This is a genomic window from Mesorhizobium sp. U510, assembly GCF_059180695.1.
On sequence record NZ_CP180532.1, the window covers coordinates 5,714,751 to 5,738,835 of the forward strand.

The following is a 24,085-nucleotide window of genomic DNA, read 5'->3' on the forward strand; positions in this document are numbered from 1 at the left end:
GCCTACCGAAGCCGCTGCGATGCCGTCCGCCGACAGTGTTTCGGCGGCGATCGCAGCCGGCGACGCGCCCGATGTCCGCTGGCTCAATCGCCTGGTGTAGACATCGGGCCATCAATCACCCAATCTTGGCCCGGGAACAAAACAGGCGCTTCAAAGAAAGCGCACCGGGTGCTCATGAAACGACGATGGACATTGTATGATCCACGGCTGGCATGGCTTCTGGTCGCGCCGGTGCTGCTGCTGCTGATCTTCTTCCTGGTGCTGCCGATCGCCGTGATGGCGGCCTACACCTTCTTCACTTTCGTCACCGCCGGCGTGGAAACCAGCGCACTGACGACGGCGAACTGGCACGAATTCCTGACCGACAGCTATTATGCCGGCTTCCTCTTGAAGACGCTGCGGGTCGGCGCCATCACGGCGCTGCTCTGCGGGGTGCTGGGTTATTTCCCGGCCTATTTCATCTGGGCGACGACCTTCAAGCACAAGTGGCTGTTGCTGCTTTTGCTCATCGTGCCGTTCTGGATCAGCTTCACCATCCGCACCTTTTCCTGGATCAACATCCTGGGCGAACAGGGCGTCATCAATGTCGCGCTGCTGAAGCTGGGCATCATCAGCGAGCCGCTGCCGATGCTCTACAATGAGGGCGCGGTCATCCTCGGCATGCTGCACTTCCTGCTGCCCTACATGATCCTCAACGTCTATGTCAGCCTCGAGGGTATCGACCGCACCCTGATTTCGGCGGCCCGCTCGATGGGCTGCACCAGCGCGCAGGCGTTCCGCGAGGTCACGCTGCCGCTTTCGCTGCCGGGCCTCGCGGCAGGCCTGCTGCTCTGCTTCGTGCTGGCCGCCGGCAGCTATGTCACGCCACAGCTGCTCGGCTCCGGCCGCGACGCACTGTTCGGCAATCTGATCTACGACACCATCATGAGCGAGCTGAACTGGCCGATGGGCGCCACGCTTTCGATCGTGCTGTTCCTCGTGCTCGGCTTCTTCGCCGCCATCTACACGCGCTTCATGGGCATGTCGCAGATCGTCAAAGGGTTGGGCGGATGAAGGCGCGGCGCAAAGAGGAAGGCAGATGGGCCTGGCGGTTGACCGGCCTCGTCACGGTCTGCGTCTACATCTTCATGTTCGCGCCGATCGTGGCGACGGTGATCCTGTCGTTCAACGCCTCGATGTTCGGCGGCTTCCCGATGACCGGCTTCAGCCTGCAATGGTACGGCAAGCTGATGGCCAACGAGCCGGTGCTGGCCGCCTTCCGCACCTCGCTGTGGATCGCGCTGGTCACATCAGCCGTCACCACGGCCATCGGCGTCGTCACGTCGTTTGCGCTGGTGCGCTTCGAATTCCGCGGCAAGCAGGCGCTGAGCACGCTGGTGATCCTGCCGGCGCTGGTGCCGGAGACCATTCTGGGCGTCGGCCTCCTAGTGCTGATCAAGGCGGTCGACCAGCCGCGGACCATGCTTCTGCTGGTGCTCGGCCACATCCTGCTCGCCGTGCCCTATGTGGTGCTGATCACCCAGGCGCGCATGGTCGGCATCCGCCGCGTCTATGAGGAGGCGGCGCTCTCGCTCGGCGCCTCGCGCTTCTCGTCCTTCCGCGAGATCACGCTGCCGCTGCTTATCCCTGCCGTCGTCGGCGGCGCGCTGCTCGCCTTCACCATCTCGTTCGACAACACCTCGGCCAGCCTGTTCTGGCGGCCGGCGGGCGTCGAGACCATGCCCACCCAGATCCTGTCGATGCTCAAGATCTCGATCAGCCCGGAAATCAATGCGCTCGGCACCGTGATGATCCTGGTGACCGTCGGCATCCCGCTGCTCGGCGGCCTGATCCTGCAAAGCCTGACCAGATTGAAACGACGCGACGAACCAAAGGAGGAAGCACGATGAAATTGTCCAACGGCAAGCGGCTTGAACGGCTGCACGATAGGTATCAAAACGGCGATCTCAGCCGCCGCACTTTCCTGACGCTGACCGCCGCCGCAGCGGCCGCGGTCGGTCTCGACATGCCCTGGATGCGGCAGGCGCTCGCCGCGGTCGAGGAGGTTCGCTTCGACGGCTGGGGCGGCACGGTGCAGGACGCGATCGACAAATATGCCTTCAAGCCCTACACGGCCAAGACCAAGATCAAGGTGGTCCAGGGCACGTTCGGCGACGAGGACGAGATCATCACCAAGATCAAGACCGCCAAGCCCGGAGACTACCAGGTCATCCATTCCTCCGGCGTCAACTACTACATCAAATATGTGAACGGCGGCCTGACCTCGGAGATCAACGAGGCCAACATTCCCAACATGGCCAATGTGTTGCAGCCGATGATCGATCCGTTCCGCAAGCTGACGCCGAAACTCTCGGCCGTGCCTTACGACTACGGCACGACCGGCATCGCCTACAACACCAAGGTGATCTCGCCCGATGAAGCCAAGGAAAAGGGCGCCGCCCTTTTGCTCGACAAGAAATATGCCGGCAAGGTCGGCGGCTACTCCGACATGACCACGCGCGTCTGGTACGCCGCGCTCGCCACCGGACAGGATCCCAACAACCTCAAGGACATGGATGCGATCTGGGCCAAGGTGCGCGAGACACGCGACCTCGCCAAGAAGTTCTGGAGTTCCGGCGCGGAGCTGATGGACCTGCTTTCCAAGGGCGAGATCGTGGTGACCGACGCCTGGTCCGGCCGCGTCGCCGCGCTCCAGGATCAGGGCCATCCGATCGGCTATCTCGACCCGGCCGGTTCCTATGCCTGGATGGAGGACATGCTGATCCTGAAAGGCTCGCCAATGGCCGAATGCGAGGAATTGATCAACTTCATGCTCGACCCGGCGACCGCCATCGCGGTGGCCGAAGGCCAGAGCTATCCGCCGTCGCTCGATCCGACGAAGGTCAAGCTCACCGAGAAGATCGAGAAGCTGCCGGCCTTCGACAAGACCGGCACGATGAAGTCGCTGACCTTCGCCGACCCGGTCTACTGGGCGACCAACGAGGACGCCTGGACCAAGCAGTGGAACAGGATCTCGAAAGGTGCCTGACAGAAACGACCTTTCAGAAAGACCCCGGCCGGAAGCGGCCGGGGTGGCAAGGCCCGGCGCGGGCGCACCCGCTCCGAGCGGCGCCGGGGCCGGCCAGCCGGCGGTCGAGTTCCGCGACATCGACATCGCCTATGGCAAGTTCGTGGCCGTGCGCGATTTCTCGCTCTCGATCGCCAAGGGCAGCTTCGTCACGCTGCTCGGGCCTTCGGGCTGCGGCAAGACGACGATCCTGCGCTCCATAGCCGGCCTGGTCGACATTTCGGGTGGCCAGATCATGATCGACGGGCGCCGGGTCGACGATGTGCCGATCTACAAGCGCAACATCGGCCTGGTCTTCCAGAGCTATGCGTTGTTCCCGCATAAGAACGTCTTCGACAATGTCGCCTTCGGCCTGAAGTATCGCAACGTGCCGAAGCCCGAGATCGCCCGCAGAGTCGGCCAGGCGCTCGAAATGGTGCGGCTGCCGGGCAGCGAGAAGAAGCTGCCGTCGCAACTGTCGGGCGGCCAGCAGCAGCGCATCGCGCTCGCCCGCGCCATCGTCTTCGAGCCGCAGGTGCTGCTGCTCGACGAGCCGCTCTCGGCGCTGGACGCCAACATGCGCGAGGAGATGCGCGTCGAGATCAAGAAGATCCAGAAGGAAACCGGCATCACCGCCATCTTCGTCACCCATGACCAGGAGGAAGCGCTCTCCATGTCGGATCGCATCGTGGTGATGAACGCCGGCGCGGTGGAGCAGATCGGAACCCCGCAGGAGGTCTATGAGACGCCGGCCACGGCGTTCGTCGCCGACTTCCTCGGCAAGGCCAACATGCTGGCCGGGACCGTGAGCCGGTCGGGCCAGGCAATGGCGGTGGCGCTTACCTCCGGCCAGACGGTCGAGGTGGCCTGTCCAAGGCCGCCTGCACAGGGCAGCAAGGTCACTGTCGTGCTGCGGCCGCAGAAACTATCGGTCGGCGCGGCGGCAGGCCCCAACAGGCTGTCCGGCCGTGTCGTCTCGGCCTCGTATCTCGGCGGCAGCGCCATCTACGAGATCGACATCGGCGGCATGACGATCATCCGCGCCAACGCGCCGATCACCGGCCGCGTCCTTCGCGAAGGCGAGGCGATCGACCTCGGCTTCGATCCCGAAGGCTGCGTTCTACTCGACGAGGGCGGTCAGCGGATATCGTGATGCGGGCTAGCTTCCCCTAGGCGCGGCTCCGTCCCGGCGACCAGCCGCTGGATGTTGGCGTGATGGCGCGCGACCACGTAGAGGCCGCCGGCAATCACCAGCAGCCGGTAGGGCAATGGTTGCTCCAGGGCACAGACGAGAGCGATTGCTGTTGACGCGGACAGCATCGAACTCAGGGATACAATTCTGGAAATTGCCAGCACGACGCAGAAGGTCGCCGCGGCACCCAAGCCGATCGGCCAGGAAAGCGCCAACAGTACGCCCAGCCCCGTCGCCGCGGATTTGCCGCCGGTGAAATTCAACCAGATCGAACGGCCATGCCCCAGCAAAACGGCAAGTCCGGCCAGGCAGATGGCCCAGGGCAGAAAGGTTTGCGGGTCAAGCGCGGTCGGTGGCGCGAGCGATGTAAGAAGCCAGGCGTAAAACCACTTTGCAAATACGATTGCCGCCACGCCTTTCAGCACATCGATCAGCAGCACCACAAAGGCGGGCCACTTTCCAAGCGTACGTAACACGTTGGTCGCGCCCGTGGATCGGGAGCCATGCTGCCGGATATCGATGCCCCCGAGCAGTTTCCCCACCAGATAGCCCGTAGGCGTGGAACCGAGGAGATAAGCGATCGCCAATCCAGCCACGCTTGCCGTCCAGAAAACCATTGGATTTCATCCTGTTTCGGAGCAATCCTCATAAATTTATATTCCCTCGTCATAAAAGGCAGACTTGGGTTGGCAAGCCAAGTTCTCTCGGTCTCGACGGCCTGGCCTTTGCCTTGGTACGCCCGCGCTCGCCTTTGCGCGGAAGCGAGAGTGGTTCAGGCAACGCCGAAGCGGCGCTACGCGGCCGGCTTCATTGCCCCGCCGCGACGCTCGCCATGCGGTTGGGATGCCTCAGATGGGTCGGTGTGATGCCTGTCTGCTGGCGGAACACCCGGCTGAAATGACCGGCATTGGTGAAGCCGCAGCGATAGGCGATGTCGCCGATCTGCAGGTCGCTGCCTTCCAGCAGCGACTTCGCATGATGCACCCTGAGTGCCAGATAAGCCGCCATCGGACCGATGCCCAGTTCCGTCCCGAAAAGTCGTTCAAGCTGGCGCCGTGAGCAATTCAGGCGGGTTGCGATCTCGCCGATCGACAGCGTCTCCTGCAGATTGCTCTCCATCAACAGCAAAGCGCGCTTGACAGCGCGGCTCGACGCTGCCGGAAACAGGTCACCGACGGGCTGCACGTCGCGGCTGCTCCTGATGCGGTCGAGCACCAGGATCTTGGCGGCCTTTTCCGCCGCCTTCTGGCCGATGAACTGGGACACGAAATAGCCGGCAAGGTCGGCCGCACCCGTGCCGCCGGCGCAAGTCGAGCGGCCACGGTCGACGGAAAACAGGCTGTCGGCATGCGCGTTCACGTCAGGGAACTGGTTGCGGAAATCCTTGATGTGGAACCAGCTGACAGCGGCGGCGTAGCCATCGAGCAGGCCGTAACGCGCCAGCACGAAGCTTCCTGTGCAAAGCGCCGTCAGCGGCACCCCCTTTTCGGCGGCGCGCAACAGGAAGGCCTCCTTGTCGGAACTCAGGGTGCGGTTGGTGTCGAGCAGGCCGCCGACCACCACGATATTGTCGAAATCCTCAGGATTGCCGATCCCCTTGGTCGGCAGCAATTCGACACCGCAGCTTGCCCGGATCGGCAGGCCGCGTTCGCCGACGATCTCCCAGTCGAACTCGATCCTGCGGCTGCGGTCGCCCTCGTCACCCGCCAGCCGCAGCGTGTCGATGAACAGCGACAGCGGCGACAGCGTGAAGTCGCGCACCAGGAGAAACGCAAACCGCCTTGCCATTATACTTCCGCAACTCGTTCGCCCGCCTTAGCCGATGCCGCAACTTACCACCAGCCTGGAAGGGCAAATTTAAGCGTTTTCTACTACAGTCGTTCGATGAGCTACAGTTCAGGAAAGGTATCCGGGTCGAATTGGCCATCACTGGATTCAGCCTCGGCCGCGTGAGACGGGCCGTTTTTTCTTCCGCCAACTTGCCGGCGGCGATAGCTTTTGTCGTCCTTCTGGTCTGCTCCATCGTTGCCGACCAGCAGAACAGGAGGGTCTCCGACCAACTGGCGCGCGCCGATGTGCTGGCCAAGGTCAACATCATCCGCGCCAAGCTCGAAGGCAACATTAACGGCAATCTTCAGCTTGTTCAGGGATTGGTCTCGGCCATCGATACCGAACCTTATATGGGCCAGCAGCGATTTGCCTCGCTTGCCGGAAATCTGTTCCAGCAGAAATCGCAATTGCGCAACATTGCCGGCGCGCCCGGCCTGGTCATCTCGCTGATGTACCCCATGGAAGGCAACGAGAAGGCGATCGGGCTCGATTACCGCAAGAACGAGGCGCAGCGCATGGCGGCGCTGCGGGCGCGCGACCAGCGGGTCCTGGTGTTTGCCGGTCCGGTCGACCTCGCCCAGGGCGGGCGCGGCTTCATCGGCCGCATTCCGGTGTTCGTGCCGACGGCGGGCGGCGGCGACCGTTTCTGGGGCATCATCTCGGCGGTCGTCGATGTCGACCGACTCTACGCGGCGAGTGGGTTGACCGATCCGGATCTCGACATCGATGTCGCGCTCACCGGCAAGGATGCGCTGGGCGGTGGCGGCGAACGCTTTTTCGGCGGCGGCAATGTCATAGCCGGAAATCCCGTATCGGCCGATGTGCAGCTGCCGTCGGGTTCCTGGCAGATTTCCGCCATACCCAAGGCCGGCTGGCCGGCGGCTCCGAAAAACGAGTGGGCCTTGCGGTCGCTCATGTTGCTCGCCGGAGCGCTGGTGGTGCTGCCGATCATGGTGGCCGGTCGGCTGTTCGGCGAAAGGCAGAAAAACTACGCCGAGTTGAGGCGCCTGTCCGGGCGCCTGGAGCTGGCGCTGGAAGCCTCTGGTATCGGCGTTTGGGAACACGATCTCACCACCAACGAAATGGTGTGGGATGACCGCGTCAACGAGATCTACGGCAAGTCAGCCGACGGCAAGCCGCGCGGCTATGATGACTGGGCGCAGGCGATCCATCCTGAAGATCTCGCGCGGGCGAGACAGGACTTCGATCTCGCCGCGGCCAAACAAGGCCCCTATTCCTCACAATACCGGCTGCTGCGCCCCGACGGCACCGTCCGCCATGTGCGCACGCGCGCGACCTACTTCCAGGACATCGGCGGAACGCCCAAGCTGATCGGCGCCGAATGGGACGTGACCAGCGACGTGCTGCTCAACGAAAACCTCATTCGCGAACGCCAGTTGACGGAATCGAAGAACGCCGAGCTCAATCTCGCCAAGGCACATATCGAGTATGCGGCGCTGCACGATTCGCTGACCGGCCTTCCCAACCGCCGCTATCTCGATGAACTTCTGGCCGAGATCGGCGAACCGGACCGGCGCACGGCACTGCTGCATCTCGACCTCGACCGCTTCAAGCAGATCAACGACACACTCGGCCACGCAGCGGGCGATGCCATGCTGGTGCATGCCTCCAAGGTCATCCAGGCCAATGCGGGCGGTGACGATTTCGTTGCGCGCATCGGCGGCGACGAGTTCGTCGTGGTGAGCCATGGGCTTGACGATGACGGACTGTCGGCACTTGCCCACCGCATCATCGAGGAGATGCGCCAGCCTGTCGATTATCGCGGTCATCCGTGCCGTTTCGGGGTCAGCATCGGCATTGCCGCCAACGACGGCGTCGACGTGAAACAGTTGCTGGTCAACGCCGATCTCGCGCTCTATCGGGCCAAAAGCCGTGGCCGCAACCGTTACGAGTTCTTCAACGAGGAGCTGCAGAGCGAGATCGTGCGGACCAAGCAGATCGCCGACGAGATCCTGGGCGGGTTGGAGCGGAACGAATTCGTCGCCTACTATCAGCCGCAGTTCGACGCCAGCACGCTCGAGATCGTCGGCGTCGAGGCGTTGTCGCGATGGAAGCACCCGCGACGCGGCATCCTGGCCCCCGACGCCTATCTCAAGGTGGCCGAAGAACTCAATGTCGTGGCGCTGATCGACCGCATCGTCCTCAAACACGCGCTGGAGAATTTCGAGCGTTGGTCGCGCAGCCATCTCAACATCCCGCGCGTGTCGGTCAACGTCTCGGCCAGGCGGCTGGAGGACAGGGACCTGATCGAAGGTCTGCGCAAGCTCGCCATCAAGGCGGGAACGGTGTCGTTCGAACTGGTGGAGTCGATTTTCCTCGATGAAAACGACGACCTGGTCACGTGGAATATCGACCACATCAAGGAGCTCGGCATAGACATCGAGATCGACGATTTCGGCACCGGCCACGCCTCGATCGTCTCGCTGCTCAAATTGCGTCCGCGCCGCCTCAAGATCGACCGCCAACTGATCACACCCATCACCGGCTCAGTGGCGCAACGGCACCTTGTGGCGTCGATCATAGAGATCGGCAAATCGCTCGGCATCGAAGTGGTCGCCGAGGGCGTCGAGACGATGGAGCATGCGCGCATCCTCAAGGAACTAGGCTGCGACATCCTGCAGGGCTACCTTTTTGGCCGCCCGATGGAGGCCAAGGCCTTCAAGGCCTTCGCCCAGTCGCGCAAATGGCTGGCCGCGGGCTAGATGGAGCAGGCGGATCGCCTATGTCGCCGGGGATGCCACGGAGCGCCTGGGCCTGAGCGCCGTGCTCGCGCGCCCGGTGGCTTTGTCGCCTGGGCCGCTGATGGTGAGCCTGATCTGGAGGGCGCCGCTCAGGCCGCGTCGCGATGGTTCGGCGAACCCGGACAGGTGGCTGCGTATCCTAAAGGAACTGTTTGAGCCTGATTTCGGTTGTCTGCTGTACGAACTGCCGTTCCACGAAGGCAGCTGATGAGCGAACATGAAACATGACAGACAAGAAGCGTGGTTCCCTGCGAAAGATCGTGAGCGGCATCGTTGCCGCAATTGCCACCGCTCCTGATCGCACATCCGAGCGCGACACCCCTAAAGAGTCAGTGGTCGCCGAATGGCCGCTGCCGCCATCGGCAACGCTTGGCTCCTCCATGCGCCTCAAGGGAATCGAACGTGAAGTTCGAGCCCGCCTGCCATGGGTGGTGAGGAAGTTTGCCAAGGCCGAGACGGGCGGCATCGTCTTGCGCATGTTGAAAACCGACGCGGATGCGTTCCAGGCGGCCTCGGCAACCATCTCCAGGACACTGGAGGGGATCGAAGCCCTGCCCGTGCTTCCGCGCGAGGCAGAAGACATTCTCGCCATCTCGGCCCGCGAGCGTCACAAATGGCTGAAGGACGGCCGCCTGAAGAGCATCGGCACCCGCACCGTCAAGATGCGCGGGCGGTCCAAGGCCGTCACCTTCCACGTCTTCGACCCACGCCACATCGAGGACATTCTCGATCGCGACTTGGCGAGCGCCTGGCGGGAGGAAGATGCGCGGGAAGTCACCGAGAACAGGCGGCGCGGCGCCGGCAAGGCCGCACTGACGCGCGCGGGAAAGCGGGAGCCCAAGGCTCGCAGCGCCAGGAGTTTGGGAAAGGACGACGCTCCACCGCCAAAGCTCGAGGGCTGGGACACATTCGAGGCGGAAGGCCTGCTGCGCTAAAAACGAGGCAGCTTGTCGGGAACAGCCCCGGTCGTTCGTCCTCTGTGTGCAAGCGCAAGACCTGGACACCAACCCTTCGGAGCCTCTCATGATCCCCACCATCACCGCCTTTGAACGATCGCCCGATGGCGGCAAGGGACTGGCGCGCGATACGCGTGTGCGCTGGGCGCTCGAAGAAGTGGGGCAGCCCTATGAGGTTCGTCTCGTTTCCTTCGCCGGGATGAAGGCGCCGGGCCATCTGGCCATCCATCCGTTCGGCCAGATCCCCACCTATGAGGAAGGATCTCTGCGTCTGTTCGAGACCGGCTCGATCGTCTTTCATCTTGCCGAACGGCATGCGGGCCTGCTGCCCAGGGATCGCGATGCCCGCGCCCGTGCGATCACCTGGATGTTTGCCGCCCTCAACACCGTCGAGCCGCCCATCCTCGAATTGGTGACGGCAAGAATATTCGAAGCCGACAGGTCCTGGAGCGAGGAGCGCCTGCCGCTGGTCAAGGACCGTGTTCGCGCGCGGCTGGACCAGCTCTCGGTCTATCTGGGCGCCGCCGAGTGGCTCGATGGTGCGTTCAGCGCTGGCGATCTGCTGATGGTGTCGGTGCTGCTTCGGCTACGCATGTCAGGCATTCTGGACGAATATCAAAACCTGGCTGCCTATGTGGCGCGCGGGGAAGCCCGGCCCGCTTATGCCAGGGCCTTCGCCGCGCAACTTGCGATCAACGCCGCATCATAAAGCCTCAGCCGGCAGCAGGATGGAAGTCGGAATATCACCGAGCGTTCGACCACAGCAAACCGTCGCGATGCGGTCCGACCCGTGTCGAAACCAATCAGCGGTCCGGAGACCAGGCTCCCAGGCCGGCCATGTCAGTCAAGCGGATCGCGGCCAGGGTCTCGAGTTCCTTCGAGATCGGCGTGTGCCGGGTGCTCTGCGCTTCGGGTTCGCTCTTCGCGGTGGTGAAGCGGGCTTGGCCAATCATGGCTCGAACGGCGGTCAGCATGTGTCGATGTCCCTTCGCTTGTCCTGACGCTAAGAACTTGGCGAATGAATTTACGTTCCAAAGGCTGGTGACATAAAGCTCGAGTCCAGCGCTTCGAGGACTCACGACGGCTACGGATATTTCGCCTTTGCGCCCGGGCCTAGATCGCCCTGCAACTCCTTCGGCAAAGGCAGGCTCGAGCATTGCAGGTGCACGTCGCGGGCGTGAAGCTTCCGTTGCTTCTGCTCGGCCTCCTTTGTGGCCGCGATGATGCCTAAGCCGTACGGGCCAAGGGCCGCGAATTCCCAGCCCGGGTGCTGTTTTTCGCGAACCTCGTAGGCCGCAGCCGCCGCCCGCGCCTGCTGGCAATCCGGCGAGGCCCATTTCGGATCCTGCGGCGAAAGCGACGCGCCATAGTCGACCGGAGAGGTCGCACATCCGGCCACCGTCGCGGCCAGTGCGACGGACACTGCAATTCGCATCGCAATTCTCATCCCGAAGCCTTTCTCGCTTTCCGCAGAACTCGCAGGCGTCGCGTCCGCGCCAATCACGTGTACGCGATGTCTCGCCGCAGCGCTTGCCATAGGCCACGCTTCATGTCGATCTTCCCGCGGCCAGATTCAGGCCGCGTGCCTGGAACCAAATGACGGGCGAGACTGTTCCGTTGTAACTTTAACACAGCGCTGGCGCGCCCGGCCGGTTGGGCAAGCGGCGACTTTGAGGAGCTTTCATCATGAACATTTCGTCCGGATTTCGTAGAATCGCGGTTGCCGCCATCGCCACCGCGGGCATCGGCTTTGCCAGCTCCGCGCATGCCGATAGCGGCACGATCCGCTTTGCCGTCTACAAGGCGGCCTTCTTCGTCGGCGGCTCCGGCGGCGAAGGCACGTTCACCTTCCACGGCAAAACCTATCCCATCTCGATCGGCGGCGTCTCGGGCGGCCTGGCCTTCGGCGTTTCAAAGACCTATTTCCGCGGCACCGTGCGGCACATCAGGCGCGTCCGCGATGTGACGGGGGTCTACGGTGCGGCGGGCGGCGGCGGCACGCTCGGCAAAGGCGCCCAGGTGATCGTCATGACCAATGACAGGGGTGCCCAGCTCGAACTCTCCGGCAAGCAGGTCGGGCTGCAGGTCAACGCCGATCTCAGCGGCTTGGCTATCTCGTTGAGGTAAGGGACCCATTCCTTCGACGCTAAGAGGTCGGACGGAAAATCCAGAAGGCGGCGTCGGCCCGACAGCCGCCTTTTCCCTGAGACGGACACGCTTTTGATCCAGACACGAGGTTGGACGTAATGGCGCTCAAACGGATGGACAATGTCGGAATCGTCGTCGATGACCTCGAAGAGACGATTGATTTCTTTCGCGAGCTCGGCCTCGAGCTCGAAGGGCGGGCCACGATCGAAGGCGAATGGGCCGGACGAGTCACCGGACTGGGCGATCAGCACGTCGAGATTGCCATGATGCGCACGCCGGACGGCCACAGCCGGCTCGAACTGTCCCGTTTCCTCACGCCGCCCGTCGTCGCGGATCACCGCAACGCCCCGGTCAACGCTCTGGGCTACCTGCGCGTCATGTTCACCGTGGACGACATCGACGATACGCTTGAAAGGCTTCGCAAGCACGGTGCGCGGCTCGCAGGCGAGGTCGTCCAGTACAAGGACGTGTACCGGCTCTGCTACATTCGCGGACCCGGAGACCTTCTCATCGGCCTCGCCCAGGAACTCGGCTGAGCGCACCAAGACGACAATGGCCAAGAGCGACCAATGCCGGCGGGCGTCACAAAACGTCCTGGCGATGTCGAAGTGGTTGGTCCGCTCGCCCAGCACCAACAGGTTGGGCCGATCATTGCCACGACAACGAATAGTTTGCGCCTATTCGGAAGAATTCGGAACAATTTACGGAGACCTTGATACGCCGATCCCCAGCTTCGCCAATCTGAGGCCAGCCGTCATGCCGACGGTGCAGCCCCAGGGAGAGCGTCATGGACATCGTCACATCAATTCCAGACACCGAAAGCGATCTGGCCGCAAGCAAGCGGGCAGCCTATGGGCCGCTTTTCAAGCTGCGCGGGCCACCCAGCTTCGAGAACCTCGAACAGGAGCGGCAGCACCGAAAGGAAAGGCTTGCCGCCGGCTTCCGTATATTCGCGGCATTGGGCTTCAGTGAAGGCGTTGCCGGGCATATCACGGCCCGCGACCCGGAATTTACCGATACATTCTGGGTCAATCCGTTCGGCATGCATTTTGCGCACATTACCGTCTCGGATCTTATTCGGGTCGACGGCGCCGGCGCCGTGGTCGAGGGCACGATGCCGGTCAATGTCGCCGCATTCGCCATTCATCACCAGATCCACGCGGCACGGCCGGATGTGGTGGCGGCAGCGCACGCCCATTCCATCTATGGCAAGGCCTGGTCGGCGGTCGGCCGGTTGCTCGATCCCATTACGCAGGACGCCTGTGCCTTCTATGAGGATCACGTCTTCTTCGACGACACGCGGGTGCTGGTCACCGAGGCGAGCGAGGCGGCGCGGATTGCCGAGTGCCTCGGCGGACACAAGGCGGCAATCCTGCGCAACCATGGCTTGCTGGCGGTTGGCCAGACCGTCGACGAGGCCGTCTGGTGGTTCATCTCGATGGAACGGTGTTGCCAGGCACAATTCCTCGCCGAAAGTGTGGGGATACCCCTGCAGGTCGACCCGGAAAACGCCAAAGCCGCCCGGGCGGTGAACGGCACGCCCCATGCCGGCTGGTTTCAATGCCAACCGCTGCACGACCGCATCCTCAGGCAGCAGCCTGAACTGCTTGGCTAGAGCAGAGGGCGGCACTTGGCCGACGAAGACCGAACATCCGCTTCAAACAGCCGGTCTATCCACGACCAGCCGTTTGGCGGCCTCGACCGCGGCGGTGCAATAGTCTCGGTCGCCATGGATCAGCAGCATGACCATCGCACCCTCTACCAGCAGGACCAGCTCACGCGCCCGCTCGCGCGGCGCTGCCACGTTCGCTTTGGCGAGAAGGGTTGCCAGTTGCTGTTCCATCAAGGCCTTGTGCTGGTGTGCCATCGAGCGTGCGGGATGCCCCGAGAGATCGGCAAGTTCGATTGCCAGCCGGGTAAATCCCGATCCCGCCCAGCGCGGTTTGGCCGACCACCTCGCCAGTCCGCCGAACAGCTTGTCGATCAGTTGCTCCGGACCGCCCGACAGGTCGATGCCATAGGTCTGGAACGCGCCGAACGCCCGCTCGTGCTGTGATGCAAGCACCGCGGTCAGCAACGCGTCCTTGCTGTCGAAATGATAGTAGAGCGTGCGCTTGGTGACGCCGGCGGTGCGCGCGATCTCGTCCATGCCGACGCGAAAGAATCCCCGGCGGCGAAAGAGCTTGTAAGCCGCCTGCAATATGTCTGGTCGGGTTTGGTCGGACGATCTGGGCACGGGGCTGAAGCCGATGAATGTATACTCGCTAGTGAGTTTACATCCGCGTGCACCCGGCATTCAATGCATCAGATATACCTAATATTCAATGGGAGGCGACGATGGACAGGCTGATCACGGCAGTCCCTGATCTTGGACAAATCAGTGAAGCTGCAGCGCTTCGCGACCGGTCCAAGGCGCGACCGGCCGCCTTGCCGCTGAAGACCATGACCTGCATCGAGGATCTGCGGCAGGCTGCCCGCCGCCGCGTTCCCCGGGCCTTTTTCGACTACGTCGAGGCAGGCGCCTACTCGGAACAAACCTTGCGCGCCAACAGAGCCGACCTGGAGCGCCTCACTTTTCGCCAGCGCGTGCTGGTCGACGTTTCGCAACGGGATACCGCAACAACGATCCTTGGCGAGAAGGTTTCATTGCCAATAGCGCTGGCGCCGATCGGCCTTGGCGGGATGCAATGCGCCAACGGCGAGATCCATGCCTGTCGCGCCGCGCAGGCGGCCGGCGTCCCCTATACGCTGGCAACGATGGCGATCTGCTCGATCGAGGACGTTGCCGAGGCGGTCGAGAAGCCGTTCTGGTTCCAGCTCTATGTGATGAAAGACCGTGGCTTCGTGCGCTCGCTCGTCGAGCGGGCGCTCGCTGCCCGTTGCAGCGCGCTGGTGCTCACCGTCGACCTGCAGGTGCTGGGACAGCGGCACGTCGACGTCAAAAATGGGCTTTCGGTTCCGCCGGCGCTGAAACTGCGAAATCTACTCGACATGGCGACCAAGCCCGGCTGGACCCGGCGAATGCTGGCTGCCAAACGCTGGACGTTCGGCAATCTCGCCGGCCATGTAAAAGGCCAGCAAGGCGTCAGGGAAGTCGCGGACTGGGTGTCGCATCAGTTCGATCCCGCGCTGAACTGGAATGACATCGAGTGGGTCAGGAGCATCTGGCCGGGCAAGCTGATCATCAAGGGTATTCTCGACGTGGAGGATGCGCGCATCGCCAGCAAGGCCGGTGCAACCGCCATCGTCGTTTCCAATCATGGCGGCCGGCAGCTGGATGGCGCGCCATCGACGATCTCCAGGCTGCCGAAGATTGTTGAAGCGGTGGGATCACAAACCGAGGTGCTGTTCGATGGCGGCGTGCGGTCAGGCCAGGATGTCATGCGCGCGCTCGCTCTTGGCGCCAGAGGCTGCCTGGTCGGTCGAGCCTATATTTACGGCCTCGGTGCCGGCGGAGAGGCCGGCGTGGCGACCGCCATCGACATCCTTCGCAAGGAATTGTCCGTCACCATGGCGCTGACAGGCACGACAAGCATCGACGAAGTCGACGAGCGGGTGCTGAACTAGTCAGGTCGGTCCGGGCGCCTTGGCATTCGCGGCGCTTCTGGCAGGCGATGTAGTCCGCCATATAGCGGTCGAGAGCGGCGCGGAATTCTTCCTCGCGCGGACACTTGCTGCTCGTCGGAACCGTTTGGCTGGCCTCGGTCTCAAACCCGATACGGTCAAAAACAAGTGCGGTCATTTTCGGCTCTCCTGTCACGAAACATGGTGACAGGATGACCCTGCGGGCGGATTTCGTCCGGGTCACACGACCGAATAGTTCCGAAAAGCTCCGAAAAGATGCTATTTTTGCGCTATGGTGGGGAAACGGTTCGCATTCGGTCCGTTCGAGCTTAATCCGGAGGCGGGAACACTGCTCCGGCAGGGCGTTCCCGTTCCGGTCGGATATCGCGGCGTGCTGCTCTTGGCGGCACTGGTGGAACGGCCGGGCGAAGTCCTGTCCAAGGCGACGCTGATGGACGCGGCATGGCCGCACGCGGCGGTCGAGGAAAGCAACCTGTCCGTCCAGATCGCCTTGCTCCGCAAACTGCTTGGGCCGGGGCCTGACGACGCCGAATGGATCGCGACCATCCCCCGGATCGGCTATCGCTTCGGTGGTACGGTGGATTGCCTCGACGCGGCCGCGGCCGTTGCCGATAGCGCCGAGGCCGGACCCTCGATCGCCGTGCTGCCCTTTGCCAACCTCAGCGACGACGCCGAGCAGCAATATTTCGGCGATGGCCTCGCGGAAGACATCATCACCCGCCTGGCGCGGCTGCGCTGGCTCTTTGTCTCGGCCCGCAACTCGTCTTTCACCTATGGCGGCAAGGCGGTCGACGTGAAGCAGATCGGGCGCGAGCTTGGCGTGCGCTATGTGCTCGACGGGAGCGTGCGCCGCTCCGGACAGCGTTTGCGGATCAACGCCAGAGTCAGCGACGCCGACACCGGTCGCCAGATCTGGGCGGAACGCTATGATGCCCAAATCGCCGATTTCTTCGCGCTTCAGGACGAGATAGCCGAGAGCGTCATCGGCGCCATCGAGCCCAGGCTCTACGTGGCCGAGCAGGAGCGTTTCCAGAGCCGGTCGCCGGGCAGTCTCGACGCATGGGGCTTCGTGATGAAGGCAATGCCCTATGTCTGGACCTGGGCCTCGCTGCCGGATTTCGAGATCGCAGAGCGGCTGCTCAAGAAAGCCATCGACATCGATCCCGATTATCCGCGCGCCAATTGCCTGATCGCCTGGGGCCTAGCGGCAAAGGCGATGCTTGGACTGGCCGATGCGGAAGCGGCCTTACCGACCGCACACGACATGGCGCAACGGGCGATCCGCAGCGACCCGGAGGACCCCTGGACGCACTTCGCAACGGGCTTCGTGCACATGGCCTCGCGCCGTTTCGATCCAGCCGTGAGAGCTTTGTCCGAGGCGATTACTCTCAATCCAAGCCTGGCCTATGCGCATATGATCCTTGGGTCGACCTATGCCTATGCGGGCATGCCCGACGACGGCCTGCACCATGTCGCGCTGGCCGACCGGCTGAGCCCGCGCGACTTCACGCAGGCGGGCAGCCTTTCCGTCATTGGCCTCTGTCATTTCATGGCCGGGCGTTATGCCGAGGCTGCCGAGTTCGAACGGCGTGCGGTCGATCTCAGGCAGAATTTTGGAACGGCCTGGCGCACATACGCCGCCTCGGCAGGCATGGCGGGCGATCGCGCCGCCGCCGCCCATGCGCTGGCGCAGACGCGGCGCCTGCATCCATCCGTGTCCGTGGACTGGGTCGAGAGGTACCACCCGATCGTCCACGAAAAGGATCGCGCGCGCTATATCGAGGGGCTGCGCATCGCCGGATTAGACTGACCGGCTGCGCGATCAACACAGATCGAAGCGGCATGGCACCCAGTGATCTGGGCTCGCCCTCAACTTCTCAATCCTGGCGCTTCCTGCCCCGTGCGCTCGACATATTCGGTATAGCCGCCACCATAGGTGTGGACGCCTTCGGGCGTCAGTTCCAGCACGCGGTTCGAAAGTGCGGCAAGAAAATGCCGGTCGTGCGAGACAAACAGCATGGTGCCCTCATATTGCGATAGCGCCTCGATCAGCATCTGCTTGGTGGCGATGTCGAGGTGGTTGGTCGGCTCGTCCAGCACCAGCAGATTGGGCGGGTCGAACAGCATCAGCGCCATCACCAGCCGCGCCTTCTCGCCGCCTGACAGCACGCGGCATTTCTTCTCGATCTCGTCGCCGGAAAAGCCGAAGCAGCCGGCGAGCGCGCGAAGCGGCGCCTGGCCGGCCTGCGGGAAATTGTCTTCCAGCGTCTGGAACACGGTGCGCTCGCCTTCGAGCAGCTCCATCGCGTGCTGGGCGAAATAGCCCATTTTCACGCTCGGCCCGCGCGCCACCGTGCCGGTGTCGGGGTCGGAAGCGCCTGCCACCAGCTTGAGCAGCGTCGACTTGCCGGCGCCGTTGACGCCCATGATGCACCAGCGCTCGCGGCGGCGGACCTGGAAGTCGAGCCCCTCATAGATGCTGCGGCTGCCATAGGCCTTGTGGACGTTCTTCAAGGTGACGACATCCTCGCCGCAGCGCGGTGCCGGCTGGAATTCGAAATTGACGATCTGGCGGCGCTTGGGCGGCTCGACGCGGTCGATCTTGTCGAGCTTCTTCACCCGGCTCTGCACCTGCGCGGCATGCGACGCGCGCGCCTTGAAGCGCTCGATGAAGGCGATCTCCTTGGCCAGCATCGCCTGCTGGCGCTCGAACTGCGCCTGCTGCTGCTTGTCGGCGATCGCCCGCTGCTGCTGGTAGAATTCGTAATTGCCAGAGTAGGCGGTGAGCGAGCCGGCATCGATCTCGACGATCTTGTTGACGATGCGGTTCATGAACTCGCGGTCGTGCGATGTCATCAGCAGCGCGCCGTCATAGCCCTTCAGGAATTGCTCCAGCCAGATCAGGCTTTCCAGGTCCAGATGGTTGGACGGTTCGTCGAGCAGCATGACATCGGGCCGCATCAGAAGGATGCGCGCCAGCGCCACGCGCATCTTCCAGCCGCCCGACAGCTTGCCGACATCGCCGTCCATCATCTCCTGGGAAAAGCCCAGACCGTCGAGCACTTCGCGGGCGCGGCCGTCCAGCGCATAGCCGTCGAGCTCCTCGAAGCGATGCTGCGCCTCGCCATACTTCTCGATGATCTCGTCCATCCGGTCGGCCTGGTCCGGGTCGGCCATCGCCGCTTCCAGTTCCGCCATCTCGGCCGCGACATCGCTCACCGGCCCGGCGCCATTCATCACTTCGGCGACGGCGCTATGGCCTTCCATGTCGCCGACATCCTGGCTGAAATAGCCGATGGTGACGCCGCGATCGACCTGCACCTGGCCCTCATCCGGCTGCTCCTGGCCGGTGATCATGCGGAACAGGGTCGTCTTGCCGGCGCCATTCGGCCCGACAAGGCCAATTTTCTCGCCCTTCTGCAGGGAAGCCGACGCCTCTATGAAGACAAGCTGACGGCCGTTCTGCTTGCTGATGCTTTCAAGTCTGATCATGCGGTTTCCGGACTATGCCTGCGCTGAAAGGATTTGCCCGGCGCCTTACGCGAAGGACGGCGGCAAAGGAAGAGGCGCAAGCGCCGCAGCGCTTCACCCTCCCCCTTGTGGGGAGGGTCGGCACACCGGCATTGCGAAGCAAGGTCGGTGGGACGGGGTGGGGGTGCGGCGCCGACTTAAAAAGACCCCCACCCCGCTCCGCTGCGCGGAGCGACCCTCCCCACGAGGGGGAGGGTGAGAGCCAGACACACTTCAGAAACAAGATTCAACATGCGGGAAAAACTGAGGAAAACATCACCTGTCATAACCACCCTCGTAGCAACCGGACAGCGGTCGCCACACAACGCAAAGGGATGGTCCCGACAATGCAACGACGTTCGACCGGATGGATGGGTGCCCTCGCAGGCATTTCGCTCGCCATGCTTGCGGTCGCGCAATCGGGTGCGCAGGCGGCGGTTACCCGGAGCGAATATTGCAGCCGGCTCGGTTCTCAACTCGACGGAGCCATCCGGACCAAAGCCGAACCCGGTGCCAGCGCCAGCCAGATCGCCACGGCAGAGGCACTCCAGGACAAGGCCAACCGGTTTTGTGCCGAGCGTAAGGAGGCGCAAGGCATCCGGACCTACGCCAACGCCCTGAAACTTCTTGGAGTGACACCGGTCAACCTCGACCAGTGACAGCAACCATCAATCCGAAGGAAAGCCTATCATGAACAAGCCCCTCCTCTCCGCCCTGGGTCTCGCCATCGCGCTCGGCCTGGCCATGCCGGTTGTCGGCACCAGCACGGCCAACGCGGCCGCCACCACCGCCGCTGCGCCGACCACGGCTCCGGCTCCCGCCACGTCGACCACGGCTCCCGCCGCCGCTGCGTCGACTACGGCTCCCGCTGCCACGGCCAAGCCGGCCCAGGCTGCCGCGCACAAGCACCTCAAGAAGCATGTCAGGCACGGCAAGAAGCACCACCGGCATGTGAGGAAGCACGGCCACAAGCACGTCGCCAAGAAGCACACCCACAAGCGTACCCACAAGCGTACCCACAAGAAGCACGGCCACGCCAAGGCGGCTTGATCGCCAGCTTTCTTTCTGACTTCCTCCCGGGAAAAGGCCGCCATTCGCTGAAAAGCGAGGGCGGCTTTTTCTTGTGCGCAACAAGGCAAGTCAGATCCGCTGAAAGTGCGTCTAAACAGGCGCTTACGGCAATTCCACGATTCAGATCGTGAACCGCCTCAAGCCACCCCGAGTGCGGCCCGAACCTGCGGTCCGCTCATGCCGCTATCGAAGACGGCCGTGCCGGGATCGAAGCGCCGGGCTTGCGACAGCGGTCCGACCACGACCGGGTCAAAACCGGCGTCGCTCGCCAGCCGCACGGCAAGGGCAACGGCCTCTTCGTCATCGCCGGCGAGCGGAATGCCGAGCCTGTCGCCGGCGCGGTGCGCCTGCGATTGCAGCGTTGTCCACATGACCGTGCTGAAGGCGCGAACCAGCTTCGCGCGCGGCAGCAGCAGCGCGACGGCGAAAGCCAGGCCGTCCTTGCGGGCAAGTGCGGCGTCGCCGAAAGCGCCGTCGCGCGGCGGGTCGGGCACCGTGGCGTCGAGCAGCACCTTGTCGCCGAGCGCTGCACCGATTTCGGCCGCGACACCGGGCCAGGCCCGAAACGGGATGGCGGCCAGCACGACATCCGCGCCGGCAACGGCATCGAGCGCCGAGCCGGCCGTGGCCTTGCCGCCAAGGCCGGAAAGCATCGAGCGCAGCCGCTCGGGATGCCGCACGCCAAAGCTCACCTCATGTCCGGCCTGCGCCCACAGCCGCCCTACCGTGCCGCCGATCATGCCGGCGCCCAGAACTCCGATTCTCATCTTCGCCTCCTGTTCGCTCACCACGGCAGTCCTTTGCCGTCGCGGAAGAAGCCGCCGGTCGGGCCGTCGTCCGGCAAGGTCGCGGCCCAGACGATGCCGGCCGCCCCTTGCGCCACCGGGCGTCCGCCCGGCCCGCCCATGTCGGTGGCGACCCAACCGGGGCAGATGGCATTGACCAGCACGCCGGAGCCGCGCAGTTCTGCCGCCAGCACACGGGTCAGCGCATTGAGCGTCGCCTTCGATGTCGAATAGGCCGGCGCGCCAGCCCCCATCGAGGCCAGCGAACCGCCTTCGGACGACACATTGACCAGCCTGCCGTGGCCGCCGGCCTTGAGCAGCGGCGCGAAGGCGGCCGCCACCCGCCAGGCGCCGAAGACATTGGTCTCGAACGCCTCGCGGATGACCGTCCAGTCCGGCCGCAAGGCGCGCGAGCCGGTGTCGTAGTGGATGGCGGCATTGTTGATCAGCACATCGAGCCGTCCGAACCGGCGCTCGACCTCATCGGCTGCCCTTGCAGCCGCGTCGGGTGCCGCGACATCGAGCGCGATGGCCTCGACGTGGCCGTCGAGCCCTTTCGCCGCGGCCTCGCCCTTGGCCAGATCGCGCACGCCGAGCAGCACGGTGAAGCCAAGTTTCGCCAACTGGCGGCCGGTCTCCAACCCGATGCCGCGATTGGCGCCGGTGACGAGGGCGACTTTGTTGGGGTGTGTGGTCATTCTCGGATGCCTCTGTTTGTCGTCTCGGGGAAAGATGGCACAGGCCGAATTGGTTTGTTAGGCAGCGGAGATCGCAGTCATTGTGCGATCAAGCGCATGAGTGATCGAGCTGTCCGACGTCGCGTTCCGTCACGCCCCCCTCTGTCCTGCCGGACATCTCCCCCGCAAGGGGGGAGATTGGATGTTGGCTCCGCCTTCGCCAATCATCGACGTTGCAGGATAGAGCAGCGCGATTGAAGCTGCCGATCTCCCCCCTTGCGGGGGAGATGTCCGGCAGGACAGAGGGGGTGTTCAAGCGCCGAGGTTTCCGCAATTTGCCCTTCCCAAACCTCATGCCCGAGCGGGAATCGGGTGTCGCCAGACGTCTCGCCATGCGATCGTCCACCCATCACGAGGATCGGCCATGCTCACGCTTCACGATTATCTGCCATCGCAAAATGGCTGGAAAGTCCGGGTCCTGCTCGGCCTGCTGAAGATCCCTTGCGAGACCCGCCTCGTCTCGATTTTCGAGGGCGAGAGCCACACTGATGCCTTCCTTGCCCTCAACCCGGCCGGCGCGGTTCCTGTGCTCCAGCTCGAAAATGGCAGCGCCATCGCCGAGTCCAATGCGATCCTCACCTATCTCGCCGAAGGCACACCTCTGCTGCCGTCGGACCGCTTCCGGCGCGCCAAGGTGATGCAGTGGCTGTTCTTCGAACAGTACAATGTCGAGCCCGTCATCGGCTCACTGCGCTTCTGGACCTTGACCGGACGGCTCGAACGCAACCACGCCATGGTTACCGGCAAGCGCGAGGCCGGCGCCCGCACGCTGGCCGCCCTGGATCGCAGCCTTGGCGAGACGCCGTTCCTCACCGGAAACGACCTCACCATCGCCGACATCGCCATCTATGCCTACAGCCATCGTGCCGGCGATTGCGGCTTCTCGCCGGCGGACTACCCGGCATTCCTCGCCTGGACCGGCCGCGTGCGCGACGCCGTCGGCCAAGGCTATCCGATCCATCCCTACAGCATCGACCCGCATTCGGGCGGTTGAGGACTACTTTTTGCCCTGCGGATAGATCGTCTCGCCACGCTTCAGCATCGCCACGAAGGTCTCGATCTTCTTCTTGCGGCCGGCCTCGGTCTTCATGTTGTGGGTGCGGAAGGCGAGCGAGAAGCGGTTCTGCGCGCTGAGTTTTTCCAGCATCGCCTTCGCCGCCGGTTCGGCATCGATGGCCGCCTGCAAATCGTCGGGGATTTTCATCTCCTTGCTCCCGCCATAGGCGCGCGCCCAGCGCCCGTCGGCCTTGGCGGCTTCGACCTGTTTCAGCCCATGCCCGGTCATGCGGCCCTCCTCGACCAGCCGCGCGACATTGTCGATGTTGATCTTGCTCCAGATGCTCTTCTTGCCGCGCGGCGTGTAGCGCTGGAGAAAACTGTTCTCGTCCAGCCCCTTGCGCACCGCGTCGATCCAGCCGAAGCACAGCACGACGTCGATGGCCTCCTTCGGCGTGATCGACTTCAGTCCCGACCCGACCTTGTGCACCTTGATCCACACTTCGCTTTCGGTGGCGTGGTGCTGGCCGAGCCAGGCATAAAAACTCGCCGCGTCGGGGAATTCCCGGACCTTGTCCGGATCGACCTTGACCGGCGCCATCAGCGGGCCTGCCGGTTCAGAATCATTGTCGCTGGCGTCCCTGTCATCTTGCCTCCGTCATCCTGCGATTCCCGGCATCATGGCATCGCCCACCGTCAATTCCCGTCAGCAGTGAGGCACGGTGCCGCGAAATAGGGAACGCACCATACATCGCCGTGTTGCGGCTGGAGCGCAACCGACCAGATGGAGGAGCGCGACACGTCGCCACCGTGCTATAGGACCACAAATGCCAGGCTTGGGGGACATGCCACAATGAAATCTCTGCTCTTCGGCCTTGCCTTGCTGCTGCCGGGCGTGGCGCTGGCCGAACCGGTCGAAACCCGCAAGATCATCACCGCGCTGACCGGCGACTTCAACGGCGACGGCGCTCCCGACCTTGCCATGGTGGTCGAGACCGGGCCGACCGACCCGATGGACATCCATTTCTTCCTCGGGGACAAGGAGCACAATTACCTCAAGCCCGTCGAAATCGTGCGCGAACAGATCGGTGGCGAGTGGAACGGTTACGACCAGCCGGGCTATGAGAACTCCGACACCGAGCCGGAGCTGACGATGCTGCCCAACGGCTCGATCAAATTCTATCTGCCGGCGCCGGAGATCGGCAGCGAGCGCACCAACCAGACGCTGACCATCGCCTACCGCGACGGCGCCTTCATCGTTGCCGGCTTCGCCTATGATTCCGATGATTACCTGCAGGAGAATGCCGCCAGCGCCTGCGACTACAATGTGCTGACCGGCAAGGGCACCAGCTCGAAGCAGCAGCCGGACGGCAGCACCAAGCACGAGACCGTGTCGACTGAAGGCCGGACCGTCGCATTCCGGGACTGGAACGCGGGCGACGCTTTCGCCGCTTGCCAGGAATAAGG

25 protein-coding genes and 1 pseudogene are annotated in these 24,085 nt (G+C 63.7%); 17 read left to right on the top strand and 9 right to left on the bottom strand.

The features are described 5' to 3' along the window. Positions 1-174 precede the first annotated feature (174 nt). Genes ACLGL5_RS29515 through ACLGL5_RS29530 form a run of 4 tightly spaced genes read left to right on the top strand, consistent with a single transcriptional unit; the run spans position 175 to position 4,199 of the window. Positions 175-1,053, top strand: a complete 879-nt coding sequence (locus ACLGL5_RS29515; RefSeq protein WP_064981933.1) for an ABC transporter permease — start codon at positions 175-177, stop codon at positions 1,051-1,053. Then, positions 1,050-1,889, top strand: a complete 840-nt coding sequence (locus ACLGL5_RS29520) for an ABC transporter permease (protein WP_064981935.1) — start codon at positions 1,050-1,052, stop codon at positions 1,887-1,889. Before ACLGL5_RS29515 ends, ACLGL5_RS29520 begins: the two co-directional genes overlap by 4 nt. Beyond that, positions 1,886-3,028, top strand: coding sequence for an ABC transporter substrate-binding protein (locus ACLGL5_RS29525; protein WP_019859479.1), 1,143 nt, complete (start codon positions 1,886-1,888; stop codon positions 3,026-3,028). Before ACLGL5_RS29520 ends, ACLGL5_RS29525 begins: the two co-directional genes overlap by 4 nt. Then, positions 3,021-4,199, top strand: coding sequence for an ABC transporter ATP-binding protein (locus ACLGL5_RS29530; protein ID WP_210184887.1), 1,179 nt, complete (start codon positions 3,021-3,023; stop codon positions 4,197-4,199). The genes ACLGL5_RS29525 and ACLGL5_RS29530 overlap by 8 nt, the downstream gene beginning before the upstream one ends. On the opposite strand, the gene plsY is transcribed toward ACLGL5_RS29530, so the two are convergent. Together plsY and ACLGL5_RS29540 are read right to left on the bottom strand one after the other, a co-directional pair. Continuing rightward, on the bottom strand, positions 4,184-4,855 hold the full coding sequence (plsY, locus tag ACLGL5_RS29535; RefSeq protein ID WP_069092650.1) for a glycerol-3-phosphate 1-O-acyltransferase PlsY: 672 nt from the start codon (positions 4,853-4,855) through the stop codon (positions 4,184-4,186). The genes ACLGL5_RS29530 and plsY overlap by 16 nt on opposite strands. Before the next feature lie 190 nt (positions 4,856-5,045). Next, the gene (locus ACLGL5_RS29540) at positions 5,046-6,026 is read right to left on the bottom strand and encodes a GlxA family transcriptional regulator (RefSeq protein WP_069092651.1); all 981 of its coding nucleotides are present in this window, start codon (positions 6,024-6,026) and stop codon (positions 5,046-5,048) included. Positions 6,027-6,187: 161 nt separating this feature from the next. Between ACLGL5_RS29540 and ACLGL5_RS29545 the strand changes: the two genes are divergently transcribed. The 4 genes and pseudogenes from ACLGL5_RS29545 to ACLGL5_RS29560 all read left to right on the top strand — a co-directional run bounded on the left by ACLGL5_RS29545 (position 6,188) and on the right by ACLGL5_RS29560 (position 10,495). After that, complete coding sequence (locus tag ACLGL5_RS29545) at positions 6,188-8,791, top strand: bifunctional diguanylate cyclase/phosphodiesterase (protein ID WP_171903305.1); 2,604 nt, start codon at positions 6,188-6,190, stop codon at positions 8,789-8,791. Continuing rightward, a pseudogene (locus ACLGL5_RS29550) lies at positions 8,787-8,986 on the top strand (aromatic-ring hydroxylase C-terminal domain-containing protein); the annotation flags it as partial. The gene ACLGL5_RS29545 and the pseudogene ACLGL5_RS29550, both read left to right, overlap by 5 nt. A 68-nt stretch (positions 8,987-9,054) precedes the next feature. Then, positions 9,055-9,765 (top strand): hypothetical protein, encoded by a 711-nt coding sequence (locus ACLGL5_RS29555; RefSeq protein WP_083246817.1) that lies wholly within the window; start codon positions 9,055-9,057, stop codon positions 9,763-9,765. Between the two features lie 88 nt (positions 9,766-9,853). Beyond that, positions 9,854-10,495 carry a glutathione S-transferase family protein gene (locus ACLGL5_RS29560; protein ID WP_069092652.1) on the top strand — a complete coding sequence of 214 codons (642 nt, stop codon included), beginning with the start codon at positions 9,854-9,856 and terminating at the stop codon, positions 10,493-10,495. Between the two features lie 94 nt (positions 10,496-10,589). Here ACLGL5_RS29560 and ACLGL5_RS29565 read toward each other — a convergent pair whose 3' ends face one another. Both ACLGL5_RS29565 and ACLGL5_RS29570 read right to left on the bottom strand, forming a co-directional pair. Further along, a complete protein-coding gene (locus tag ACLGL5_RS29565) occupies positions 10,590-10,760 on the bottom strand; it encodes a hypothetical protein (RefSeq protein ID WP_019859486.1) in 171 nt (56 codons plus the stop codon). Between the two features lie 110 nt (positions 10,761-10,870). Continuing rightward, a complete protein-coding gene (locus tag ACLGL5_RS29570; RefSeq protein ID WP_027047087.1) occupies positions 10,871-11,221 on the bottom strand; it encodes a hypothetical protein in 351 nt (116 codons plus the stop codon). Positions 11,222-11,472: 251 nt separating this feature from the next. On the opposite strand from ACLGL5_RS29570, the gene ACLGL5_RS29575 reads away from it, so the two are divergent. The 3 genes from ACLGL5_RS29575 (at position 11,473) to ACLGL5_RS29585 (ending at position 13,549) form a co-directional block, all read left to right on the top strand. After that, complete coding sequence (locus tag ACLGL5_RS29575) at positions 11,473-11,913, top strand: lipid-binding SYLF domain-containing protein (RefSeq protein ID WP_019859488.1); 441 nt, start codon at positions 11,473-11,475, stop codon at positions 11,911-11,913. 119 nt (positions 11,914-12,032) lie between these two features. Continuing rightward, on the top strand, positions 12,033-12,470 hold the full coding sequence (locus ACLGL5_RS29580; RefSeq protein WP_064981945.1) for a VOC family protein: 438 nt from the start codon (positions 12,033-12,035) through the stop codon (positions 12,468-12,470). Positions 12,471-12,721: 251 nt separating this feature from the next. Beyond that, positions 12,722-13,549 carry a class II aldolase/adducin family protein gene (locus ACLGL5_RS29585; protein ID WP_196774179.1) on the top strand — a complete coding sequence of 276 codons (828 nt, stop codon included), beginning with the start codon at positions 12,722-12,724 and terminating at the stop codon, positions 13,547-13,549. Between the two features lie 42 nt (positions 13,550-13,591). Here ACLGL5_RS29585 and ACLGL5_RS29590 read toward each other — a convergent pair whose 3' ends face one another. Further along, a complete protein-coding gene (locus ACLGL5_RS29590; protein WP_080643780.1) occupies positions 13,592-14,230 on the bottom strand; it encodes a TetR/AcrR family transcriptional regulator in 639 nt (212 codons plus the stop codon). A 137-nt stretch (positions 14,231-14,367) separates the two neighbouring features. On the opposite strand from ACLGL5_RS29590, the gene ACLGL5_RS29595 reads away from it, so the two are divergent. Further along, positions 14,368-15,501: an alpha-hydroxy acid oxidase gene (locus ACLGL5_RS29595; RefSeq protein WP_069093475.1), complete on the top strand. Its 1,134-nt coding sequence runs from the start codon at positions 14,368-14,370 to the stop codon at positions 15,499-15,501. Positions 15,502-15,889: 388 nt separating this feature from the next. After that, positions 15,890-17,329, top strand: coding sequence for a winged helix-turn-helix domain-containing tetratricopeptide repeat protein (locus ACLGL5_RS29600; RefSeq protein WP_167626436.1), 1,440 nt, complete (start codon positions 15,890-15,892; stop codon positions 17,327-17,329). A gap of 59 nt (positions 17,330-17,388) precedes the next feature. Here the strand turns inward: ACLGL5_RS29600 and ACLGL5_RS29605 are convergent, their stop codons facing one another. After that, positions 17,389-19,011 (bottom strand): ABC-F family ATP-binding cassette domain-containing protein, encoded by a 1,623-nt coding sequence (locus tag ACLGL5_RS29605; protein ID WP_019859494.1) that lies wholly within the window; start codon positions 19,009-19,011, stop codon positions 17,389-17,391. 365 nt (positions 19,012-19,376) lie between these two features. Here ACLGL5_RS29605 and ACLGL5_RS29610 point away from each other — a divergent pair, with 365 nt between their 5' ends. Next, positions 19,377-19,688, top strand: a complete 312-nt coding sequence (locus tag ACLGL5_RS29610) for a hypothetical protein (RefSeq protein ID WP_027047092.1) — start codon at positions 19,377-19,379, stop codon at positions 19,686-19,688. 31 nt (positions 19,689-19,719) lie between these two features. Continuing rightward, positions 19,720-20,079 carry a hypothetical protein gene (locus tag ACLGL5_RS29615; RefSeq protein WP_069092653.1) on the top strand — a complete coding sequence of 120 codons (360 nt, stop codon included), beginning with the start codon at positions 19,720-19,722 and terminating at the stop codon, positions 20,077-20,079. A gap of 158 nt (positions 20,080-20,237) precedes the next feature. Here ACLGL5_RS29615 and ACLGL5_RS29620 read toward each other — a convergent pair whose 3' ends face one another. Together ACLGL5_RS29620 and ACLGL5_RS29625 are read right to left on the bottom strand one after the other, a co-directional pair. Beyond that, positions 20,238-20,867: an NADPH-dependent F420 reductase gene (locus tag ACLGL5_RS29620; protein WP_069093476.1), complete on the bottom strand. Its 630-nt coding sequence runs from the start codon at positions 20,865-20,867 to the stop codon at positions 20,238-20,240. A gap of 17 nt (positions 20,868-20,884) precedes the next feature. Beyond that, entirely contained in the window at positions 20,885-21,583 is a 699-nt protein-coding gene (locus tag ACLGL5_RS29625) for an SDR family NAD(P)-dependent oxidoreductase (RefSeq protein WP_069092654.1), read from the bottom strand. Positions 21,584-21,986: 403 nt separating this feature from the next. Between ACLGL5_RS29625 and ACLGL5_RS29630 the strand changes: the two genes are divergently transcribed. Then, complete coding sequence (locus tag ACLGL5_RS29630) at positions 21,987-22,616, top strand: glutathione S-transferase family protein (RefSeq protein ID WP_038648173.1); 630 nt, start codon at positions 21,987-21,989, stop codon at positions 22,614-22,616. Between the two features lie 3 nt (positions 22,617-22,619). Here the strand turns inward: ACLGL5_RS29630 and ACLGL5_RS29635 are convergent, their stop codons facing one another. After that, positions 22,620-23,219: a YdeI/OmpD-associated family protein gene (locus ACLGL5_RS29635; protein ID WP_019859500.1), complete on the bottom strand. Its 600-nt coding sequence runs from the start codon at positions 23,217-23,219 to the stop codon at positions 22,620-22,622. Positions 23,220-23,471: 252 nt separating this feature from the next. Here ACLGL5_RS29635 and ACLGL5_RS29640 point away from each other — a divergent pair, with 252 nt between their 5' ends. Further along, complete coding sequence (locus ACLGL5_RS29640; RefSeq protein ID WP_069092655.1) at positions 23,472-24,083, top strand: hypothetical protein; 612 nt, start codon at positions 23,472-23,474, stop codon at positions 24,081-24,083. Positions 24,084-24,085: the final 2 nt, after the last annotated feature.